Genomic DNA, 16,942 nt, shown 5'->3' on the forward strand with positions numbered 1-16,942 from the left:
ATGACTAGAAATGCCGGACGCCAAACGCTAATAGCCCTTCTCTCCCTCGTGTCAACATTCCCGGCAACAGCAGTAGCATACGCAGACGCCATTCGAGATTCAGAATGGCACCTTGCCTACCTGCAAATCGAAGCGGCACACGCAATCAGCACTGGAGCTGGTGTCAAGATAGGCCTGCCGGATACCGGCACCTACCCTCATCAAGATATTAAAGAGAATCTAGATCCGGGTGTTGACCTAACAGAAACCAGAGGCAATCGAGGAGAGAACGACAAGGATGGGCACGGAACTGAGTTAGCCGGGATTATGGTCGGCCATGGTCACGGAAGGGGCTCAGCGGACGGCATCCTTGGCATCGCCCCCTCCTCACACATAATCCCAATCAAGGCATACGAGGCCGGCCAGCAGAATTCAAGGTTAGTGAACGGAATATCACTAGCCGCACATTTGGGAGCGGAGGTAATCAACGTCTCCGCAGGCACTAGCCCTTCGAGAGAACTCAGGAAAGCAATAGATGATGCCCTGAAGGCAGATTCCGTGGTCATTGCCGCGTCAGGAAACGATTCCAATACTGCCATATTCTCTTACCCGGCAGCCCTGCCAGGAGTTCTCGCCGTCGGCGCCATCGACGAGACGGGTAACCATGCCTCGTTCTCGATAGCGGGACCACAAATGGGAATCTGCGCCCCTGGCGATGACATCGTTACAACAGGCTTGAAATCTACATATCGGAAAGCTAGAGGAACATCTGCTTCCACCGCTATTGTTTCGGGGGCAGCGGCCTTGGTTCGGGCTCGGTTTCCGGGGCTTTCGGCTCGGGAAGTGGTTCATCGGCTTACTGCTACGGCTACGGATATTGGGGCGCCGGGGTGGGATGAGCAGTGTGGCTATGGGGTGCTGAACATCGTGAAGGCTTTGACGGCGGATGTGCCTCCTCTGGACGGCGGCTCGGGGCCAAAGGGCGGGACAGGGGGCGCTTCCAACGGAACGAGCGCAACCGCAAGTGATTCGCACAGTGCGGGTGGAAGTCGGGCGGATGGGCGCGATGGCGGGGGCGCAGGTCGGCGAGTCGGTGTGCTCGGGGGGACTGCGGCAGTGCTGCTAGGCGGGGTTCTCGTTGGATTCTTCGCTGCTCGACGGCGTAGTCGAAGACGGCCATAACTGGCACGTTCCACGAGACGAGACCGGACGAGACGGCACGAGGCCGACGGGCGGAGACGGAACAGGTCGGGACGAGACGGCACGAGGCGGATGGGCCGGGACGAAACGAGACCGAACGCGACGGGACGGGACGCGAAGAGACCGAGCGCGACGGGACGGGACGGACGGGAGGACTGCAGGATTTCGACGCCGAGGGCCTGCGGCTGGCGAATCGGGCGACATTCGTGGCTGGGCTCCGATACAGATCGCTGCGGCGGACAGCCCGAACGTGGATGGGCGAGACGGTTCGGGCGCGGCTTCGGTGACGCAAACGGCGCCTGCGCCGACTGGCCGTCCCAACAGCGACTGGCCGTCCTATCAGTAAGGACACCGACCTAGCAGTAAGGACACAGAGCCCGGTGGCCTGAGGGCAACGATGCCGGCGGTCCGGGCGCAGAGCCGGTCAGGCAGATCGACACCGACACCGGCTGGCGGCGGCCCACAGCACGGAAGCAGACGCATTGCGACTGGCTCGAACGTGAGCCACCTGGAGCCTTGGGAATCGGGCCCCAGGTGGCCGACGGAGGGGCCTTTGTCAGCTTTCCCGGCGGAACATGGGGCTTGCGGGCACTTTTGGGTGTGCCGGGCTTGTAGTCTCGCTTTTTGTGCAGAGTGACAACGTGTATCGGCTGATTCTTGCCTCCGCCAGCCCTGCTCGGCGGGCGCTGCTCACCGGGGCCGGGATTGACGCGGAGGTCATCGTCAGTGGCGTCGACGAGAGTGTCGTGGAGGCTGAGGACGCTTACACGTTGAGTCTGGCGCTCGCACGGATGAAGGCTCGGACGGTGGCGGCGGAGCTGCCCGCGGATCCCGGGGCGCTGGTGCTCGGATGTGATTCGGTGCTGGCATTCGAGGGGGAGATCTTCGGGAAGCCGGCGAGCCCGCAGGAGGCGGCGCAGCGCTGGATGGCGATGCGGGGGAAGTCCGGGGTGCTGCACACCGGGCACCATCTGACCGGGCTGGTCAGCGGGCGCCAGGCCGAGGCGGTCGGGACCACGGTGGTGCACTTCGCCGAGGTGACCGATGCGGAGATCGAGGCCTATGTCGCTTCCGGCGAGCCGTTGCAGGTGGCCGGGGCGTTCACGCTGGACGGGCGCGGCGGCGCTTTCGTCGAGCGGATCGAGGGCGATCCGGGCAACGTGATCGGGCTGTCGCTTCCGCTGTTGCGCACACTGCTCGCCGAAATGGACGTGCCGATCACGGCGCTCTGGCGCAACTGACGGACTCCTGCCGCCCGGGAAGCACGACGACAACCGGCCCCACCGAGACCACACGCCGCCGAGAGCGACTACTCCCCCGGCAACGGCGACCCCGTCTCCAGGAACGTCTTCAAGCCGGACAGGATCGCCGGCCACCCCTCACTCACCTGCTCCAGAACCGTGCTCCCCGGCTCGAAGTCGTCGTGGGTGACGGTGAGCCGGACCAGTTTCCCCCGCTGCTCGATGTCGAACGTCACCTTCGACCGCCCCTCCGCGGTCACCGTCGTCAGCCACTCCTCGGAGAAGCCGTGCTTCGCGGCGAACTCCGGGGTGAACGTGTGCCAGGTGTAGGAGAGCCGCCGGTGTGGCACCGCCTCCAGCACCACCTGCTCCGGGTCGGTGATCTCCAGCCCGCTGACCTTCCAGGTGACCGGCGCGCCGGCCGACCAGTCGCTGGCGAACTCGACGCCCCAGTACTGGCTGGTGAACGCCGGGTCGGTGAGCGCCTGCCAGAGTTTCTCCGGGGTGGTCGCGATGTACGTGGTGTAGACGAAGCTCATCGGTGAACCCTCCAACGCGGTCTTCAGGTCGGCGAGCGCCTGAACGCGCCCGCGGTGATACCGGCTGATCCAGCGGTCGGCGATGGCGTTGACCGGTTCGACGTTGAGGTGGTGCAGCTTCTCCCGGCCCCGCCAGGTGGTGGTGACCAGTCCGGCGGCCTCCAGCACCGCCAGGTGCTTGCTGACCGACTGCCGGGCCATGCCCAGCCCGGAGCAGAGTTCGCGCAGCGTCTGACCGTTCTGCCGGTTCAGGCTGTCGAGCAGGTGGCGCCGGCTCGGGTCGGCCAGCGCCTTGAACACCTCGTCCATCTCGCCATCATCCCGACGCAGGAAATGCAGCCGTTTGGCTACATGAAGCATAGGCAGCCCTATGGCTGCATTTCAAGACGGGAGAGGTAGCGACTACGGACTGAACTCCCGTTAGGCTCTAGCCGTGCGGAAGATATTGATCGCCAACCGCGGCGAGATCGCCCTCCGGGTCATCCGGGCCTGCAAGGACGCCGGCCTCACCAGCGTCGCCGTCTACGCCGACAGTGATCGCGACGCGCCACATGCCCGGCTCGCCGACGAGGCGTACGCACTGGACGGCGAGACCGCCGCCGACACGTACCTGCGGATCGACAAGCTGATCGAGGTGGCGCGCAGGTCGGGAGCCGACGCCGTCCACCCCGGCTACGGCTTCCTCTCCGAGAACGCCGAGTTCGCTCAGGCCGTACGGGAAAATGATCTGACCTGGATCGGGCCGAGCCCGCAAGCGATCCGCGACCTGGGTGACAAGGTCACCGCGCGGCACATCGCGCAGCGCGCGGGTGCGCCCCTGGTGCCGGGGACTCCCGAGCCAGTGGCGGACGCCGCCGAGATCGTCGCCTTCGCCACCGAGCACGGTCTGCCGGTCGCCATCAAGGCGGCCTTCGGCGGTGGCGGGCGCGGGCTCAAGGTGGCGCGGACGATCGAGGAGATCCCGGCGCTGTTCGAGAGCGCGACCCGGGAGGCGGTGGCCGCGTTCGGTCGCGGCGAGTGCTTCGTCGAGCGGTACCTGGACCGCCCGCGGCACGTCGAGGCGCAGGTCATCGCGGACACGCACGGCAACGTGGTGGTGGTCGGCACCCGAGACTGCTCGCTGCAGCGCCGGCACCAGAAGCTGGTCGAGGAGGCGCCCGCGCCCTTCCTCAGCGACGAGCAGCGCGCCAAGATCCACGAGAGCGCCAAGGCGATCTGCCGGGAGGCCGGTTACTACGGCGCCGGGACGGTGGAGTACCTGGTCGGCCAGGACGGGACGATCTCGTTCCTGGAGGTGAACACCCGACTGCAGGTGGAGCACCCGGTCAGCGAGGAGACCACCGGCATCGACCTGGTCCGCGAGCAGTTCCGGATCGCGGCCGGCGAGCGGCTGGCGATCACCGAGGACCCGGAGCCGCGCGGGCACGCCATCGAGTTCCGGATCAACGGTGAGGACGCCGGTCGCGGCTTCCTGCCGGCGCCGGGCACCGTCACCGCGCTGACCTGGCCGGCCGGGCCGGGCGTGCGGGTCGACTCGGGCGTCGAGCAGGGCAGCGTGATCGGCGGCAACTTCGACTCGATGCTCGCGAAGATCATCGTCACCGGCGCGACCCGCGAGCAGGCCCTGGAGCGCGCCCGCCGGGTGCTGGACGAGACGGTGATCGAGGGCATCGCCACGGTGCTGCCGTTCCACCGCGCGGTGATCCGCGACCCGGCGTTCACCAGCGAGCCGTTCACCGTGCACACCCGGTGGATCGAGACCGAGTGGGTCAACGAGGTGGCGCCGTCCGCCCCGCCGGCGTCCGCCGACGGCGAGACCGCCGAGCGCGAGACCGTCGTGGTCGAGGTCGGCGGCCGGCGCATCGAGGTCCGCCTCCCCAAGAACCTGATTTCCGGTACGCCCGGAGCACCGTCCCCGAAACGCCCGGCCGCCCGCTCCCGTGGCGGCGCGACGAGCGCCGCGGCCGGCGGGGACAGCCTCACCGCCCCGATGCAGGGCACCATCGTCAAGGTCGCCGCGCAGAACGGTGACCAGGTCAACGAGGGTGACGTGATCGTGGTCGTGGAGGCGATGAAGATGGAGCAGCCGCTCCCGGCGCACAAGTCCGGGACCGTCGCCGGGCTGTCGCTGGAGGTCGGTGCGACGGTCACGGCCGGCGCGGTGATCTGCACCATCGAGGGGTAGCCGGCGGGCGGGGTTTTCCACAGTGCCGGGTTGTCCACAGGGCCCCCGCCTGATCTTCCGGGGTGCCGCGACAATGGTGTCGGGGTCGCCCCCCGAGGAGGGCGGGGGCTGTTCAGCGGCCGGGATCACGCACCCATCTGCCGCACCCGCCCCAGGATCAGCCGAGCCGCCTCCTCCGGATCCTCCTGCGCACTGTCCGGAAATGCCCCACTGAGCCACAACACCGCGAACCCGTGCACCATCGACCAGGCCGCCAGCCCCACCTCCCGCACCTCGTCCGACACCAGCTCGGAGGCCCCTTCCCGAGCCGGCCGGGCCGGCACCTCCACCCCGGGCCCGGCCAGCGGCGCGTCCGGCAGGTCCGTCATCCCGGCATAGAGCGCGTCCGCCGCCTGCCGCCGGGCGGCCAGCAGCTCCGGATCGTCGGCGTGGTACAGATCCGTCCGGAACATCACCTCGAACACCGCCCGGTTCGCCAGCGCGAACCGCAGGTAGGTCACCCCGAGTTCGAGCAGACTGCTGCTGGCCAGCCGGGAGGTCGCCAGCGCCTTGGCCAGCTGCTCGAATCCGTCGGTCGCCAGGGCGGTCAGCAGCCCGGCCCGGTCCGAGAAGTGGTGCGCGGGCGCGGCGTGCGACACGCCGGCCCGGCGGGCCAGGTCGCGCATGCTGAGCGCGGCGACACCGGCCTCGGTGATCGCCTCGGCGGCCGCTTTGAGCAGGGCGCGACGCAGGTCGCCGTGGTGATAGCTCTGCCTGGGCATGGACCGAGGATAACTAGGCATCGACAAGATGCACCGAGGCGGGCCGCCAGTACGGGACCTACCGGCGGCCCGCGGCCGCGGCGTCGGAGCGGGGGATCCGGCGCCCGCGGGCACCGCCAACGGTACGCCCCGCGCCTGCGGACACCGGGAAAACCAGGGGCGGGACCGGACCTTTCGGCCGTAGCGTGGCGGGCATCACCGTCTGTCCGAAGGCTATCCGGCGCATGCTGAACACAGCGCCCTCTCAGCAGTGTTCGCGCAGAATGCCGTGAACCCCGAGCCCACGAGGTGGCACCTGCGATGACCGAGCTGCTGACCATGTTGGCCTCGCCGGCGTGGGTTTACCTCGCGCTCTTCGGCTTTCTCGCGGTGGACGCCCTGATCCCGGTGGTACCCATCCAGGCCATCATGATCACCTCCGGCGCGCTGACCGTCTACGGCGATCTTCACCTGGCCGTGGTGATCCTGGTCGGGGCGATCGGCATGTTCACCGGCGACGCGATCGCCTACACGCTGGGCCGGTCGACCGGGCATCGGCTGGGTGCCCTGCGCGCCCGCTTCGCCCCGCGGAACGAGGAGGGCGGCAATTCCCGGACCCGGCAGGCGGCCGAGCGCTTCACCCGCGGCCTGCGCCGGCCCGGCCCGCTCGTGGTGCTGCTTTGCCGGTTCGTCCCGGGCGGCCGGATGGCCTCCGGCTACCACGCCGGCCGCAGCCACTATCCGATCAAGCTCTTCGTCGGTTACGACGGGGCCGCGGCGGTCTGCTGGGCCAGTTACGGCGGGCTGGTCGGGCATCTCGGCGGCACCGCGATCACCCAGTCCGCCTGGCGGCTGTTCGCGATCGCAGCCGGCGCCGCCGTCATCTTCGGCACCGCCGGCTGGATCCTGGCGCTGTTCGGCGGCAAGCCGCCGGACGAGGCGCCGGTTACTGCACCTCGTGCTGCATCAACTGACGTGCCGCCTCCGCGATCGACCCCGACAGCGACGGATAGATCGTGATGGTGTGTGCCAGCTGGTCCACCGTCAGGTTGTTCTCGATCGCCATGGTGATCGGCAGGATCAGCTCGCTCGCCTTGGGCGCCACCACCACACCGCCGATCACCTGACCGGTCGCCGGGCGGCAGAACAGCTTGACGAACCCGTCGTGCAGGCCGGCCATCTTGGCCCGGGCGTTGCCGGTCAGCGGCAGCATCACCTGGCGGGCCGGGGTACGCCCGGAGTCCACCTCGTTCTGCGAGACGCCGACGGTGGCCAGTTCCGGGTCGGTGAACACGTTCGCCGAGACGGTACGCAGCCGCAGCGGGGCGACCGCCTCGCCCATCGCGTGCCAGATCGCGATCCGGCCCTGCATGGCGGCGACGCTGGCCAGCGGCAGCACGCCGGTGCAGTCGCCGGCCGCGTAGATGCCCGGCACGTTGGTGCGCGACACCCGGTCGACGGTGACGTAACCGCCGTTCCCGACGGCCACGCCGTACTCCGCCAGGCCCAGGTCGGCGGTGTTCGGGACGGCGCCGACAGCGATCAGCGCGTGCGAGGCGTCGATCACCTTGCCGTCGGACAGGGTCACCCGTACGCCGTCGCCGGTGTTGACCACCGAGTCGCCGCGGGACTGGCTGAGAATGGTCATCCCACGGTCGCGGAACACCCGCTCGATCGCCATCGCGGCGTCCGCGTCCTCGTGCGGCATCACCCGTTCGCGGCTGGAGACCAGCGTCACCTTCACGCCCATCGCCAGGTACGCGCTGGCGAACTCGGCGCCGGTCACGCCGGACCCGATCACCACCAGGTGCTCGGGGAGCTCGGTCAGGTCGTACACCTGCCGCCAGTCCAGGATGCGCTCGCCGTCCGGGCGGGCGGTGGACAGCACCCGCGGGGTGGCGCCGGTGGCCAGCAGGACGGTGTCGGCCTCCACCGCGTACTGCGCGCCGCCCTCCGGGGTGATCAGCACCTGGTGGGTGTGCCCGAGCCGGTCCTCGCCCATCCGCGCGCGGCCGCGGACCACGTCCACCCCGGCCTTGACCAGCTTGGTCTGGATGTCGCCGGACTGCGCGAGAGCCAGCTTCTTCACCCGCTCGTTGACCGCGACGGCGTCGACGCTGACCCCGTCCAGGCCGCTGGAGCGGATCCCGAAGGCGTCGTTGTTGCGGTACCCGGTCATCACCTCGGAGCTGGCGATGAAGGTCTTGGAGGGCACACAGTCGGTCAGCACGCAGGCGCCACCGGGACCGTCCGCCTCGACCAGGGTCACATCGGCGTCGAGCTGCGCGGCGACCAGAGCCGCCTCATAACCGCCCGGTCCCCCACCGATGATCACGATCCGACTCACGATTCTCCGACCTCCAAAAGAGCGGCTCTGGTTAGCCGCGGCGAAAAGCGGTTGTGCCGACACGCACTCCTCATATTCTCACCACCCGCTCATACGACTATCGTCGTCGCCGTGCGTCATTACGCCGCGTATGGCTCGAACCTGGACCCAGCTCGCATGCTGGCCTACTGTCCGCACTCGCCCATGGTTGGCGTGGGGTGGATCGAGGGCTGGCGTCTCACCTTCGCCGGAGAGGGGGAAATGGGCTGGGAGGGTGCGGTGACGACGATCGTCGAGTCGCCCGGTGACCGCGTCTTCGTCTCGCTCTACGACGTGCATCCGTGGGATGCGACACAGCTCGACGAGGTCGAGGGGGTGTCGGCCGGCACGTACCAGAAACTCACCGTGCGTGTATCGACGCTCGACGGTGAGGTGCCCGCCTGGGTCTACGTCTTCGCCGGCTACGAGGGTGGCCTGCCCACCGCGTGGTACCTCTCGGAGATCGCCAGCGCGGCCGAGAAAGCCGGCGCGCCCGACGATTACGTCAGCGAGCTGCGACGCCGCCCGACCGGGACGGCGTCGCCGGAAGCCTAGTCGCCGGCCGCCGCCACGGTGGTCTGGTAGACGTTCGCCCGGTAGAGCGGGGTCATCCCGACCTTCCGGTAGAGCCGTGCCGCCTCGGTCGGGTTCGCCATGTCGACCCCCAGACCGACCTGCGGCCGGCCCTTGCCCGCGTAAACGGCAAAGGCCCGGCGCAGCAAGGCTTCCCCCAAACCCCGCTTACGGTACGCCCTGAGCACCGCCAGGTTCCGTACCCAGGCCTCGCCGGTCCCCTCCTCCGGGTCGGCCGACTGGAGCACGCCGGCCAGCTCGCCCCCGGCCTCCGCGACGAACCACTCGTCGAAGGAGACGCCGGACTCGCCCTCGAAGTGCCGCCGCCAGTCCGGGTAGTCCATCGCCGGGTGGTCGGAGTCGCGGAACGCCTCCTGGATCACGGCGTGGAAGCGGCGCATCTCGCCCTCGTCGTCGTGCCGCACCGGCCGGATGGTCACGCCGGCCGGCGGCGCCGGCACCTCGGGCGAGACGCCGTCCAGCGACATCCGCATCCGGGCGTGCTGCTTGAGGAACGTGAAGCCGGCCGCGGTGAGCAGCTCGATGTAGCGCTCCTCGGTCGGCAGCGCGGCGGCCCGCACGGCGTACGGGTCGTGGCCCAGCTCGGCGGCCCGCCCGGCCATCCGGGCCAGCATCAGGTCGAGCAGCGGGCGCTGCGCGGGCAGGCCACGCTCCGGCCAGACGTAGACCTCCAGGAAGTCGCGGGCCGCGCCGGTCGCATTCCGCGGATAGGTCCACCCGGCGATCTCCCCGCTCGGGTCGAACGCCAGCCAGGAGTCCCGGGCCATGTCCGTGTTCGGGCCGGTCAAATCCGCGCGCACCTCGTCGGCGGTGCAGTCGGCCTCGCCCATCGCGGCGATGTCGCTGGCCCGCACCAGCGACAGGATCAGCGGCACGTCGTCGAGGGTGGGCCGGCGGATACTCCAGCCGGGCGGCAGCGCAGTCATCCGGGCATCGGATCATGCCGGCCCCGCGCTGCCAACCCCTTTTGCCGCTGCCGGGCCGGGCCCGCGAGCGGGGGCGGTAGGTGCTGTGGCCGGTATCTCACGGCTGAACGGCCATCAATCCAGGGAGCGTTTTCCTTAATCGGTCAGGGAGAGCAGAATCGGGCAGGTGACCCCGGAACAGGCAGCCGCCAACGCCAAAGCCGGCCTCGCCACCATCGTCGGAGCCTTCGCCGAGTCGCCGCAGACCCTGCGCCGGGCCCGGTTGCTCGGGCTCTCCGGCTGGGCGTACCACGTCTCGGCCCGGGCCGGCGCGCTCGGCGACGTCCGGCCGGAGACGGTGGCCGCGGCACTCGCCTTCATCGCGCCCGAGGCGGTCACCGAGGGCTGGGAGTCGACAGCGAAAAGCTCGCATCCGGCCGAGGTGGCCAGCTGGCACCTGCGGGAGCTCTGCTCCTGGGGAGAGAAACAGGTCGGTGGCTTCCCGCGGCTGGCCCGGCTGGTCGAGCTGGCCGGGCGGGTGGTGGACGCGGTGGACCCGGCCGGGCTGCCGCTCTTCGCCGCCTGGCGGGCCATGCCGATGCCGAGCCAGGAGCCCGGTGCGCAGGCGGCGGTGCTGCTGCACCTGCTGCACGAGCACCGGCAGGGCGTCTACGTGATAGCGGTCCGGGCCGGTGGGCTCACCCCGCTGGAGGCAATCATCGCGGGCCCGGAGGGCGAGACCGGCGCGGTGGCGTTCGGCTGGCAGCCGCCGTACCCGCCGGCCGGCCCACTGGTGCGCCGGCTGATGTGGGCCGAGGCCGTGGCGAATTCCCTTGCCGGCCAGGCCTACGAGGCGCTGGACCGGCCGGAGCGGGTGGAGTTCGCCGGGCTGCTGGAGTCCCTCACCCACCGCTTCGCCCGCTGACCCGCCGTCCCGTCCAGCCCCCGCCCAGTGCCGCGGCTGGCCGCGAGAGTGGTCTCCAGGGCACGGACACCACCGTAGGCACCAGCCCAGTGCCGCGGCTGGCCATGAGAGTGGTCTCCAGGGCACGGACACCACCGTAGGCACCAGCCCAGACCCGCGGCTGGCCGTGACGGTGGTCTCCGGGGCGCGGACACCACCATGAGCGCCAGCCGAGGGGTTACTGCTCGGACAGGTCGTCGAGAGCGGCCTGGACGTCGCCGACCCGGCGGCGGGCGGCGGCCGACTCGCGCTCCGCGGTACGCCGGGCCTGCTTGCGGCGAGCCACGTCGGCGACCGCCTCGGTGCGCCGCCGTTCCAGCTCGGCCAGCTCCGCCTCCAGGTCGTCGACCAGGTTCGAGGCGTCCAGCTCGGCGATCTCGGCCCGGTGCAGCTGCTCGTCGGCGCGCCGCTCGGCGGCCTCCGCGGCGGCCAGGTCGCGCTCCAGGTCCCGGCGACGCCGCTCGATCTCGCGGCGCCGGCGTTCCTGGGCGGCCCGGTCCTGGGCGGCGCGATCCCGGTCCGGGCCGCGCGCCGGCTCGGCGTCGCCGGCGTCCGGGCCCTCTTCGGCGTCCTCGGCGTCGCCGCCGGTGATCAGGCGCAGCCGGGGACGGGGCACCTCCCCGAACCCGGCGTAGGCCGCCGACCTGATCAGCCGCCCGGTGCGTACCTGCGCGGCGATCTCCGGGTCGGCGAGCGCCGCGGTCAGCGTCGCCTCCACCTCTCCCAGCGGCAGTTTCCCGGCACCGGCGCCGGCCGCCACGGCCAGCTTGCGGGCCGCCGCGACCAGCGCCGAGACGAACTGCCGGCGCTGCTGGGAGAGCTCGCGCAGCTGGTCGCCGTGCAACTCTCGCTGCGCCGCCCGGAGCGCCTCGGAGAGGTCCACCAGCTCGCCGATCAGGTCCGGCCGCTTGCGGGCCAGCAGGTTGACCACCCAGGCGGCCACGGTCGGCTTCTTGCAGGCGGCGAGCCGCTTGGCGGCCTCCCGGTCACCGGCCGCCCGGGCCTCCTCGATCGCGGCGGCCCGGGTCGCCACGAAACCGTCCGGCGGCTCCTCGTAGAGCCGCCGGACCACGTCGTCGGTCAGGCTCGGCACGTCAGTCGAGCGTGGTGCCGGGAGCCAGGTGCCGGTACTTCGTCTCGGCGAAGCCCTCCAGGTGCTTGTCCGAGACGGCCGCGCCGCGCTCGTTGAGCAGCCCGTCGTGGATCGCGAAGGCCCGGCCCGGCTTGACCGCCCGGGCGAACGCGATGGCCTCGGCCACCTTCATCCACGGAGCGTTGAGCGGGACGCCGAGGGTGTCGACGGTGACGTCCTCCGGCACCACGAACGAGTCGCCCGGGTGATACACGTTCGTGGCGCCGTCGCTGATCAGGAAGCCCAGGTTGGCGAAGCGCGGCACGTACGGATGGATGATCGCGTGCTGGCCGCCGTACGCCCGGAGGTTGAACCCGGCGGCCTCGAACTCCTGCCCCGCCGTCACCGGCGTGGTCGCCTCGGCCACCTCGCCGAGCAGCTTGAGCACGTCCTCGTGGGCGAAGACGCGCAGGCCGGGACGGCGCCGCACGGCGTCGGTGACCGCCGCGACATCCACGTGGTCGGCGTGCTCGTGGGTGATCACCACGGCGTCCGCTCCGTCCAGCACGGAGTCCTCGGAGAACTCCCCCGGATCGACGACGAGCACCCCCGACCCCTCGATCCGTAGACAGGAATGAGTGAACTTCGTGATACGCACGGTGCTCCTCCGTCGCTGAATCGTGACCGCTCATATCGCAGTCTGCCGGAACCGGGCAGAGCCCACCGTACGTCTCAGCCGTCAGACGACCGAGGACAGGGAGTGCTCATGCGGAAACGGGGATATTCGGCGCTCGGCGCCGTGCTGATCGCCGGCGCGCTGCTGGCCGGCTGCGGCAGCGCGGGGGACGGCGCGTCGTCCGACAGTGGCAAGGCGGCGCCCGCCGCCGGTGGGGCGAACCCGGCACCGGCCGAGCAGCGGGCCGAGGGGCAGGCCGCCGACTCCGGCGCCCTGGGCGGCAAGGACACCGCGGCCGAGGCGCCGGACCTGCGCGTGGACCAGCGGTCGATCATCTACACCGGGACGATCACGGTGCAGGTGAAGGACGTCAACGCGGCGGCCGCCCAGATCACCGGAATCACCGCCGGGTCCGGTGGGTTCCTCGGCGGCGACGAGCGGCAGAGCGGCGACGGCGGTTCGGACACCGCCACCATGAAGCTGCGGATCCCGGCCGCCAAGTTCGACGCCGCGCTCAAGCAGATCGCCGGTCTTGGCGATGAGAAGAGCCGGGAGATCAGCACCCAGGACGTCACCGAGGAGGTGGTCGACCTGGATGCCCGGATCGCGGTGCAGCAGGCGCGGGTGGACAGCGGCCGCCGGTTGCTCGGGCAGGCCAAGTCGCTCAACGACCTGGTGATGCTGGAGAAGGAGGTCGCCACCCGGGAGGCCGACCTGGCGTCGCTGCAGGCCAAGAAGCGGCGGCTGGCCGACCTGACCGCGCTCAGCACGGTCACCGTGGTGCTGCTCGGCCCGGAGGCGCCGTCCCCGATCGCCGACGACGAGCCGAGCGGCTTCCTGGGCGGGCTGGCCAGCGGCTGGAACGCGCTGGGTGACTCGCTCGCGGTGCTGCTCACCATTCTCGGCGCGCTGCTGCCGTGGGTGGTCGCGCTGGGCGTCCCGGCGGGTGCGGTGTTCTACCTGCGTCGCCGCTACCGGCGCGGCCGGGGCGACAAGGAGCTGCCGGCCCCGCCCGCCGAGGCCCCGGCGACCCCGTAACGACCAGCGTGGATCCGGGGCGCCCGGCCGACGATCCGGTCGGGCGCGCCCCGGGGAAACCCGATCCGTGGCGCCCGCCCGACGACGCGGGCCCGCCCTCCCAAGGGGGAGCCCCCTCGAACAGTGTGGCGGAAATTTCGGGTGGGGGCCGACGGGGCTGTGGACAAGCCGCTGGTGTGGATTTCCGGGGTGACCGCGCCCACCCACGGGCCATGAAGGGCGGGCTGATCGCCCTGGACGCGCAGCGGCCAGATCAGCCCGCCCGCCCCGCGCGGGAGCACGCGATCCGCACCCCGGCGGACCCGCGCAAATATCTTTCGCGCTCCTAAAAAGCGCCGGTAGAGAGCGCCGCCAGCGCCGTGTGCGTCATCACCCGGATGCCATGCCCGATGCAGTTCTCGTCCACGTCGAAATCCCCTTGGTGCAGATCGTGGCGGACGTCCGAGCCGGCCACCCCGGTGCCGAGCCGGATCATCGCACCCGGCACGTGCTCCAGGTAGAACGAGAAGTCCTCGCCGCCCATGCTGATCTCCGCCTCGACCACCCGGTCGGCGCCGAGTGCCGCCCCGGCCGCGCCCGCGATGATCGCGGTGGCCATCCGGTCGTTGATCACCGGGGGGACGCCGCGCTTGTATTCCACCTCGACCTCGGCGCCGGTGGCGGCGACCACGTCACGGATCAGCTTGGTGATCATCTCGGGGGCCTCGCGCCAGGCGTCCCGGTTGAGGATCCGGACCGTGCCGCTGACCTCGCCGGAGCCGGGGATCGCGTTGAACGCCTGGCCGGCGTGCACCGAGCCCCAGACCAGCGAGACGCCGGCGCGCGGGTCGACCCGGCGGTCCAGCAGGGCCGGCACGTCGACGATCACCCGGCCCAGCGCGTGCACCAGGTCGGCGGTCAGGTGCGGGCGGGCGGTGTGCCCGCCGGGGCCGGCGAGCTTGACCCGGACGGTGTCGGCGGCCGCGGTGAACGGGCCGGAGCGGACCCCGACCAGGCCGGCCGGCAGCTGCGGGTAGCAGTGCAGGGCGTAGATCGCGGCGACGTCCTTGAGGGCGCCGGCGGCGATCACCTCGGGTGCGCCGGACGGGATCGCCTCCTCGGCCGGCTGGAACAGCAGCCGCACCCGGCCGGGCAGCTCGCCCTGCTCGTCGAGCTGGGCCAGGGCCATGCCGAGGCCGAGCAGCACGGTGGTGTGCACGTCGTGCCCGCAGGCGTGGGCGAGCTTGTCCACGGTGCTGCGGTACGGCACGTCCTTGAGGTCGTGCAGCGGCAGCGCGTCCAGGTCGGCCCGGAACGCGATCACCCGGTCGCCCTGGCCGACGTCGCAGATCACCCCGTTGCCCCGGGGCAGCATCCGCGGTTGCAGGCCGGCCAGGGTGAGCTCGCGGGCGACCAGCGCCGCCGTCTCGAACTCGGAGTGTGACGGCTCGGGGTGGGCGTGAATGTGCCGACGAATCGCTACCAGTTCGGCTCCCCGGGCGGCGAGCCAGCGGTCCAGCTGGCCGGGAAGGGGATCGGCGCCGGGCAGCGGCCCGGGCCATGCCGTATCGGCGCCCTCCGGCGCCGTCAGTGCAGTGGTCACGTCGGGTTCCAGATCACTCGCGAAGAATTTCGTCGGGTTTTGCGACGCGCGACAGCTTAGTCCGTTTTTGGTCACGCTGTGTAACGGTCAGGTAAATAAGCCGGGAGGTCGTCCCGGGCCGCCATCCCATCAACGGGTAGTGAATCGCGGAGGTGACGCGACACACCACGAGTGCGTTTCGCGGCTTCAGAACCGTTCGACCGGTCGGTAGACGCCCCACACTCCACGCAACGTGTGACAGACCTCTCCCACGGTCGCACGGAGCCGCAACGCCTCCTTCATCAACGGTAGGACGTTCGTGCTTCCGGCGGCGGCCTTCGCCAGATCCGCCAGCGCGCGTTGCACCGCCGGGTCGTCCCGCTCGGCCCGGAGGCGGGCCAGCCGCGCCGCCTGGGCCGCTTCGATGGCCGGATCGACGCGCAGCGGCTCGTACTTCTCCTCGGCGTCCATGGTGAACCGGTTGACGCCGACCACCACCCGGTCACCGTTGTCGATCTCATTGGCGATCCGGTACGCCGATTGTTCGATTTCCGCTTTCTGGAAGCCCTGCTCGATGGCGTCGACGGCGGAGCCGTACTCGAAGACGCGCTCGATCAGGGCGGTCGCCTCGCGCTCCACCTCGTCGGTCATCGCCTCCACCGCGTACGACCCGGCGAACGGGTCGACAGTGCCGGTCAGCCCGCTCTCGTAGGCGAGCACCTGCTGGGTGCGCAGGGCCAGCCGGGCGGATTTCTCGGTGGGCAGGGCGATCGCCTCGTCGTACGAGTTGGTGTGCAGCGACTGGGTGCCGCCGGCCACCGCGCCGAGCGCCTGGATCGCCACCCGGATCAGGTTGACCTCCGGCTGCTGCGCGGTGAGCTGCACGCCCGCGGTCTGGGTGTGGAACCGCAGCATCATCGACTTGGGGTCCTTGGCGCCGAAGTCGTCGCGCATGATCCGGGCCCACATCCGGCGGGCGGCGCGGAACTTGGCGATCTCCTCCAGCAGCGTGGTGCGGGCCACGAAGAAGAAGCTCAGCCGGGGCGCGAAGTCGTCGACGGCCAGGCCCGCGGCGATCGCGGCGCGGACGTACTCGATGCCGTTGGCCAGGGTGAAGGCGATCTCCTGCGCGGGCGTGGCGCCGGCCTCGGCCATGTGGTAGCCGGAGATCGAGATGGTGTTCCACTTGGGGATCTCGGCCCGGCAGTAGGCGAACGTGTCGGCGACCAGGCGCAGCGACGGCTTGGGCGGGAAGATGTAGGTCCCGCGGGCGATGTACTCCTTGAGGATGTCGTTCTGGATGGTGCCCTGCAGCGCGGCGCCGGGCACGCCCTGCTCCTCGGCGACCAGTTGGTAGAGCAGCAGCAGCACCGAGCCGGGCGCGTTGATCGTCATCGACGTGGAGACCTGGTCGAGCGGGATGCCGTCGAACAGCCGCCGCATGTCGTCGATCGAGTCGATCGCCACGCCGACCTTGCCGACCTCGCCGTGCGCGATCGGGTCGTCCGAGTCGTAACCCATCTGGGTGGGCAGGTCGAAGGCCACCGACAGGCCCATCGTGCCGGCCTTGAGCAGCTGATGGTAGCGGGCGTTGGACTCGGCGGCGGTGCCGAAGCCGGCGTACTGCCGCATGGTCCAGGGCCGTTTCGTGTACATCGTCGGGTACACGCCGCGGGTGTAGGGGAACTCACCCGGCTGGTCGCTCCCCGCGCTCGGCGGCACGTCGCCCGGACCGTAGACCGGCTTGATGGTGAAACCCGACTCTGCGTTCACGAGGTGATCCTAAGGCTCGTTCAGGCGAGATGGTGTCCACCGTCGGCCACCCGGCCGCTACCCTGGGTCGTTTCCTGGCGAACAGTGCGGGCGTGACTTTCGTTGCGGCT

General features: G+C 70.5%; 14 protein-coding genes and 1 pseudogene. 7 read left to right on the forward strand and 8 right to left on the reverse strand.

The window, feature by feature from the left end; genetic code table 11:
• Both Actob_RS44180 and Actob_RS40300 read left to right on the forward strand, forming a co-directional pair.
• Positions 1–1,161, forward strand: a complete 1,161-nt coding sequence (locus Actob_RS44180) for a S8 family serine peptidase (RefSeq protein ID WP_407653497.1) — start codon at positions 1–3, stop codon at positions 1,159–1,161.
• Between the two features lie 644 nt (positions 1,162–1,805).
• A complete protein-coding gene (locus Actob_RS40300; protein ID WP_407653498.1) occupies positions 1,806–2,420 on the forward strand; it encodes a Maf family protein in 615 nt (204 codons plus the stop codon).
• 68 nt (positions 2,421–2,488) lie between these two features.
• Here the strand turns inward: Actob_RS40300 and Actob_RS40305 are convergent, their stop codons facing one another.
• Positions 2,489–3,268 (reverse strand): ArsR/SmtB family transcription factor, encoded by a 780-nt coding sequence (locus tag Actob_RS40305; protein ID WP_284917228.1) that lies wholly within the window; start codon positions 3,266–3,268, stop codon positions 2,489–2,491.
• Between the two features lie 124 nt (positions 3,269–3,392).
• On the opposite strand from Actob_RS40305, the gene Actob_RS40310 reads away from it, so the two are divergent.
• On the forward strand, positions 3,393–5,144 hold the full coding sequence (locus Actob_RS40310; protein WP_284917229.1) for an acetyl/propionyl/methylcrotonyl-CoA carboxylase subunit alpha: 1,752 nt from the start codon (positions 3,393–3,395) through the stop codon (positions 5,142–5,144).
• 125 nt (positions 5,145–5,269) lie between these two features.
• Here the strand turns inward: Actob_RS40310 and Actob_RS40315 are convergent, their stop codons facing one another.
• On the reverse strand, positions 5,270–5,905 hold the full coding sequence (locus Actob_RS40315; RefSeq protein ID WP_284917230.1) for a TetR/AcrR family transcriptional regulator: 636 nt from the start codon (positions 5,903–5,905) through the stop codon (positions 5,270–5,272).
• Between the two features lie 300 nt (positions 5,906–6,205).
• Between Actob_RS40315 and Actob_RS40320 the strand changes: the two genes are divergently transcribed.
• Entirely contained in the window at positions 6,206–6,904 is a 699-nt protein-coding gene (locus tag Actob_RS40320; protein ID WP_284917231.1) for a DedA family protein, read from the forward strand.
• On the opposite strand, the gene Actob_RS40325 is transcribed toward Actob_RS40320, so the two are convergent.
• Positions 6,831–8,231, reverse strand: coding sequence for an NAD(P)H-quinone dehydrogenase (locus tag Actob_RS40325; RefSeq protein ID WP_284917232.1), 1,401 nt, complete (start codon positions 8,229–8,231; stop codon positions 6,831–6,833). The genes Actob_RS40320 and Actob_RS40325 overlap by 74 nt on opposite strands.
• A gap of 111 nt (positions 8,232–8,342) precedes the next feature.
• On the opposite strand from Actob_RS40325, the gene Actob_RS40330 reads away from it, so the two are divergent.
• Positions 8,343–8,804: a gamma-glutamylcyclotransferase gene (locus Actob_RS40330; RefSeq protein ID WP_284917233.1), complete on the forward strand. Its 462-nt coding sequence runs from the start codon at positions 8,343–8,345 to the stop codon at positions 8,802–8,804.
• Here Actob_RS40330 and Actob_RS40335 read toward each other — a convergent pair.
• Entirely contained in the window at positions 8,801–9,769 is a 969-nt protein-coding gene (locus tag Actob_RS40335) for a GNAT family N-acetyltransferase (protein ID WP_284917234.1), read from the reverse strand. The two genes, Actob_RS40330 and Actob_RS40335, sit on opposite strands and share 4 nt — an antisense overlap.
• A 166-nt stretch (positions 9,770–9,935) precedes the next feature.
• Between Actob_RS40335 and Actob_RS40340 the strand changes: the two genes are divergently transcribed.
• Positions 9,936–10,673 carry an SCO6745 family protein gene (locus Actob_RS40340; RefSeq protein WP_284917235.1) on the forward strand — a complete coding sequence of 246 codons (738 nt, stop codon included), beginning with the start codon at positions 9,936–9,938 and terminating at the stop codon, positions 10,671–10,673.
• Between the two features lie 217 nt (positions 10,674–10,890).
• Here the strand turns inward: Actob_RS40340 and Actob_RS40345 are convergent, their stop codons facing one another.
• Positions 10,891–11,805: a hypothetical protein gene (locus tag Actob_RS40345; RefSeq protein WP_284917236.1), complete on the reverse strand. Its 915-nt coding sequence runs from the start codon at positions 11,803–11,805 to the stop codon at positions 10,891–10,893.
• Position 11,806: 1 nt separating this feature from the next.
• On the reverse strand, positions 11,807–12,442 hold the full coding sequence (locus tag Actob_RS40350) for an MBL fold metallo-hydrolase (RefSeq protein WP_284917237.1): 636 nt from the start codon (positions 12,440–12,442) through the stop codon (positions 11,807–11,809).
• A gap of 108 nt (positions 12,443–12,550) precedes the next feature.
• Here Actob_RS40350 and Actob_RS40355 point away from each other — a divergent pair.
• A pseudogene (locus Actob_RS40355) lies at positions 12,551–13,554 on the forward strand (DUF4349 domain-containing protein); the annotation flags it as partial.
• 269 nt (positions 13,555–13,823) lie between these two features.
• Here Actob_RS40355 and Actob_RS40360 read toward each other — a convergent pair.
• A complete protein-coding gene (locus Actob_RS40360; RefSeq protein ID WP_284917239.1) occupies positions 13,824–15,080 on the reverse strand; it encodes an amidohydrolase in 1,257 nt (418 codons plus the stop codon).
• 186 nt (positions 15,081–15,266) lie between these two features.
• On the reverse strand, positions 15,267–16,832 hold the full coding sequence (locus Actob_RS40365) for an acyl-CoA mutase large subunit family protein (RefSeq protein WP_284917240.1): 1,566 nt from the start codon (positions 16,830–16,832) through the stop codon (positions 15,267–15,269).
• Between the last annotated feature and the right edge of the window lie 110 nt (positions 16,833–16,942).

This window comes from Actinoplanes oblitus, assembly GCF_030252345.1.
Lineage (GTDB): Bacteria > Actinomycetota > Actinomycetes > Mycobacteriales > Micromonosporaceae > Actinoplanes > Actinoplanes oblitus.

Coding starts and splice junctions, on each gene's coding strand:
- Actob_RS44180 (WP_407653497.1), top strand. CDS start 1: ATGACTAGAAATGCCGGACGCCAAACGCTAATAGCCCTTCTCTCCCTC.
- Actob_RS40305 (WP_284917228.1), bottom strand. CDS start 3,268: ATGGACGAGGTGTTCAAGGCGCTGGCCGACCCGAGCCGGCGCCACCTG.
- Actob_RS40315 (WP_284917230.1), bottom strand. CDS start 5,905: ATGCCCAGGCAGAGCTATCACCACGGCGACCTGCGTCGCGCCCTGCTC.
- Actob_RS40320 (WP_284917231.1), top strand. CDS start 6,206: ATGACCGAGCTGCTGACCATGTTGGCCTCGCCGGCGTGGGTTTACCTC.
- Actob_RS40335 (WP_284917234.1), bottom strand. CDS start 9,769: ATGACTGCGCTGCCGCCCGGCTGGAGTATCCGCCGGCCCACCCTCGAC.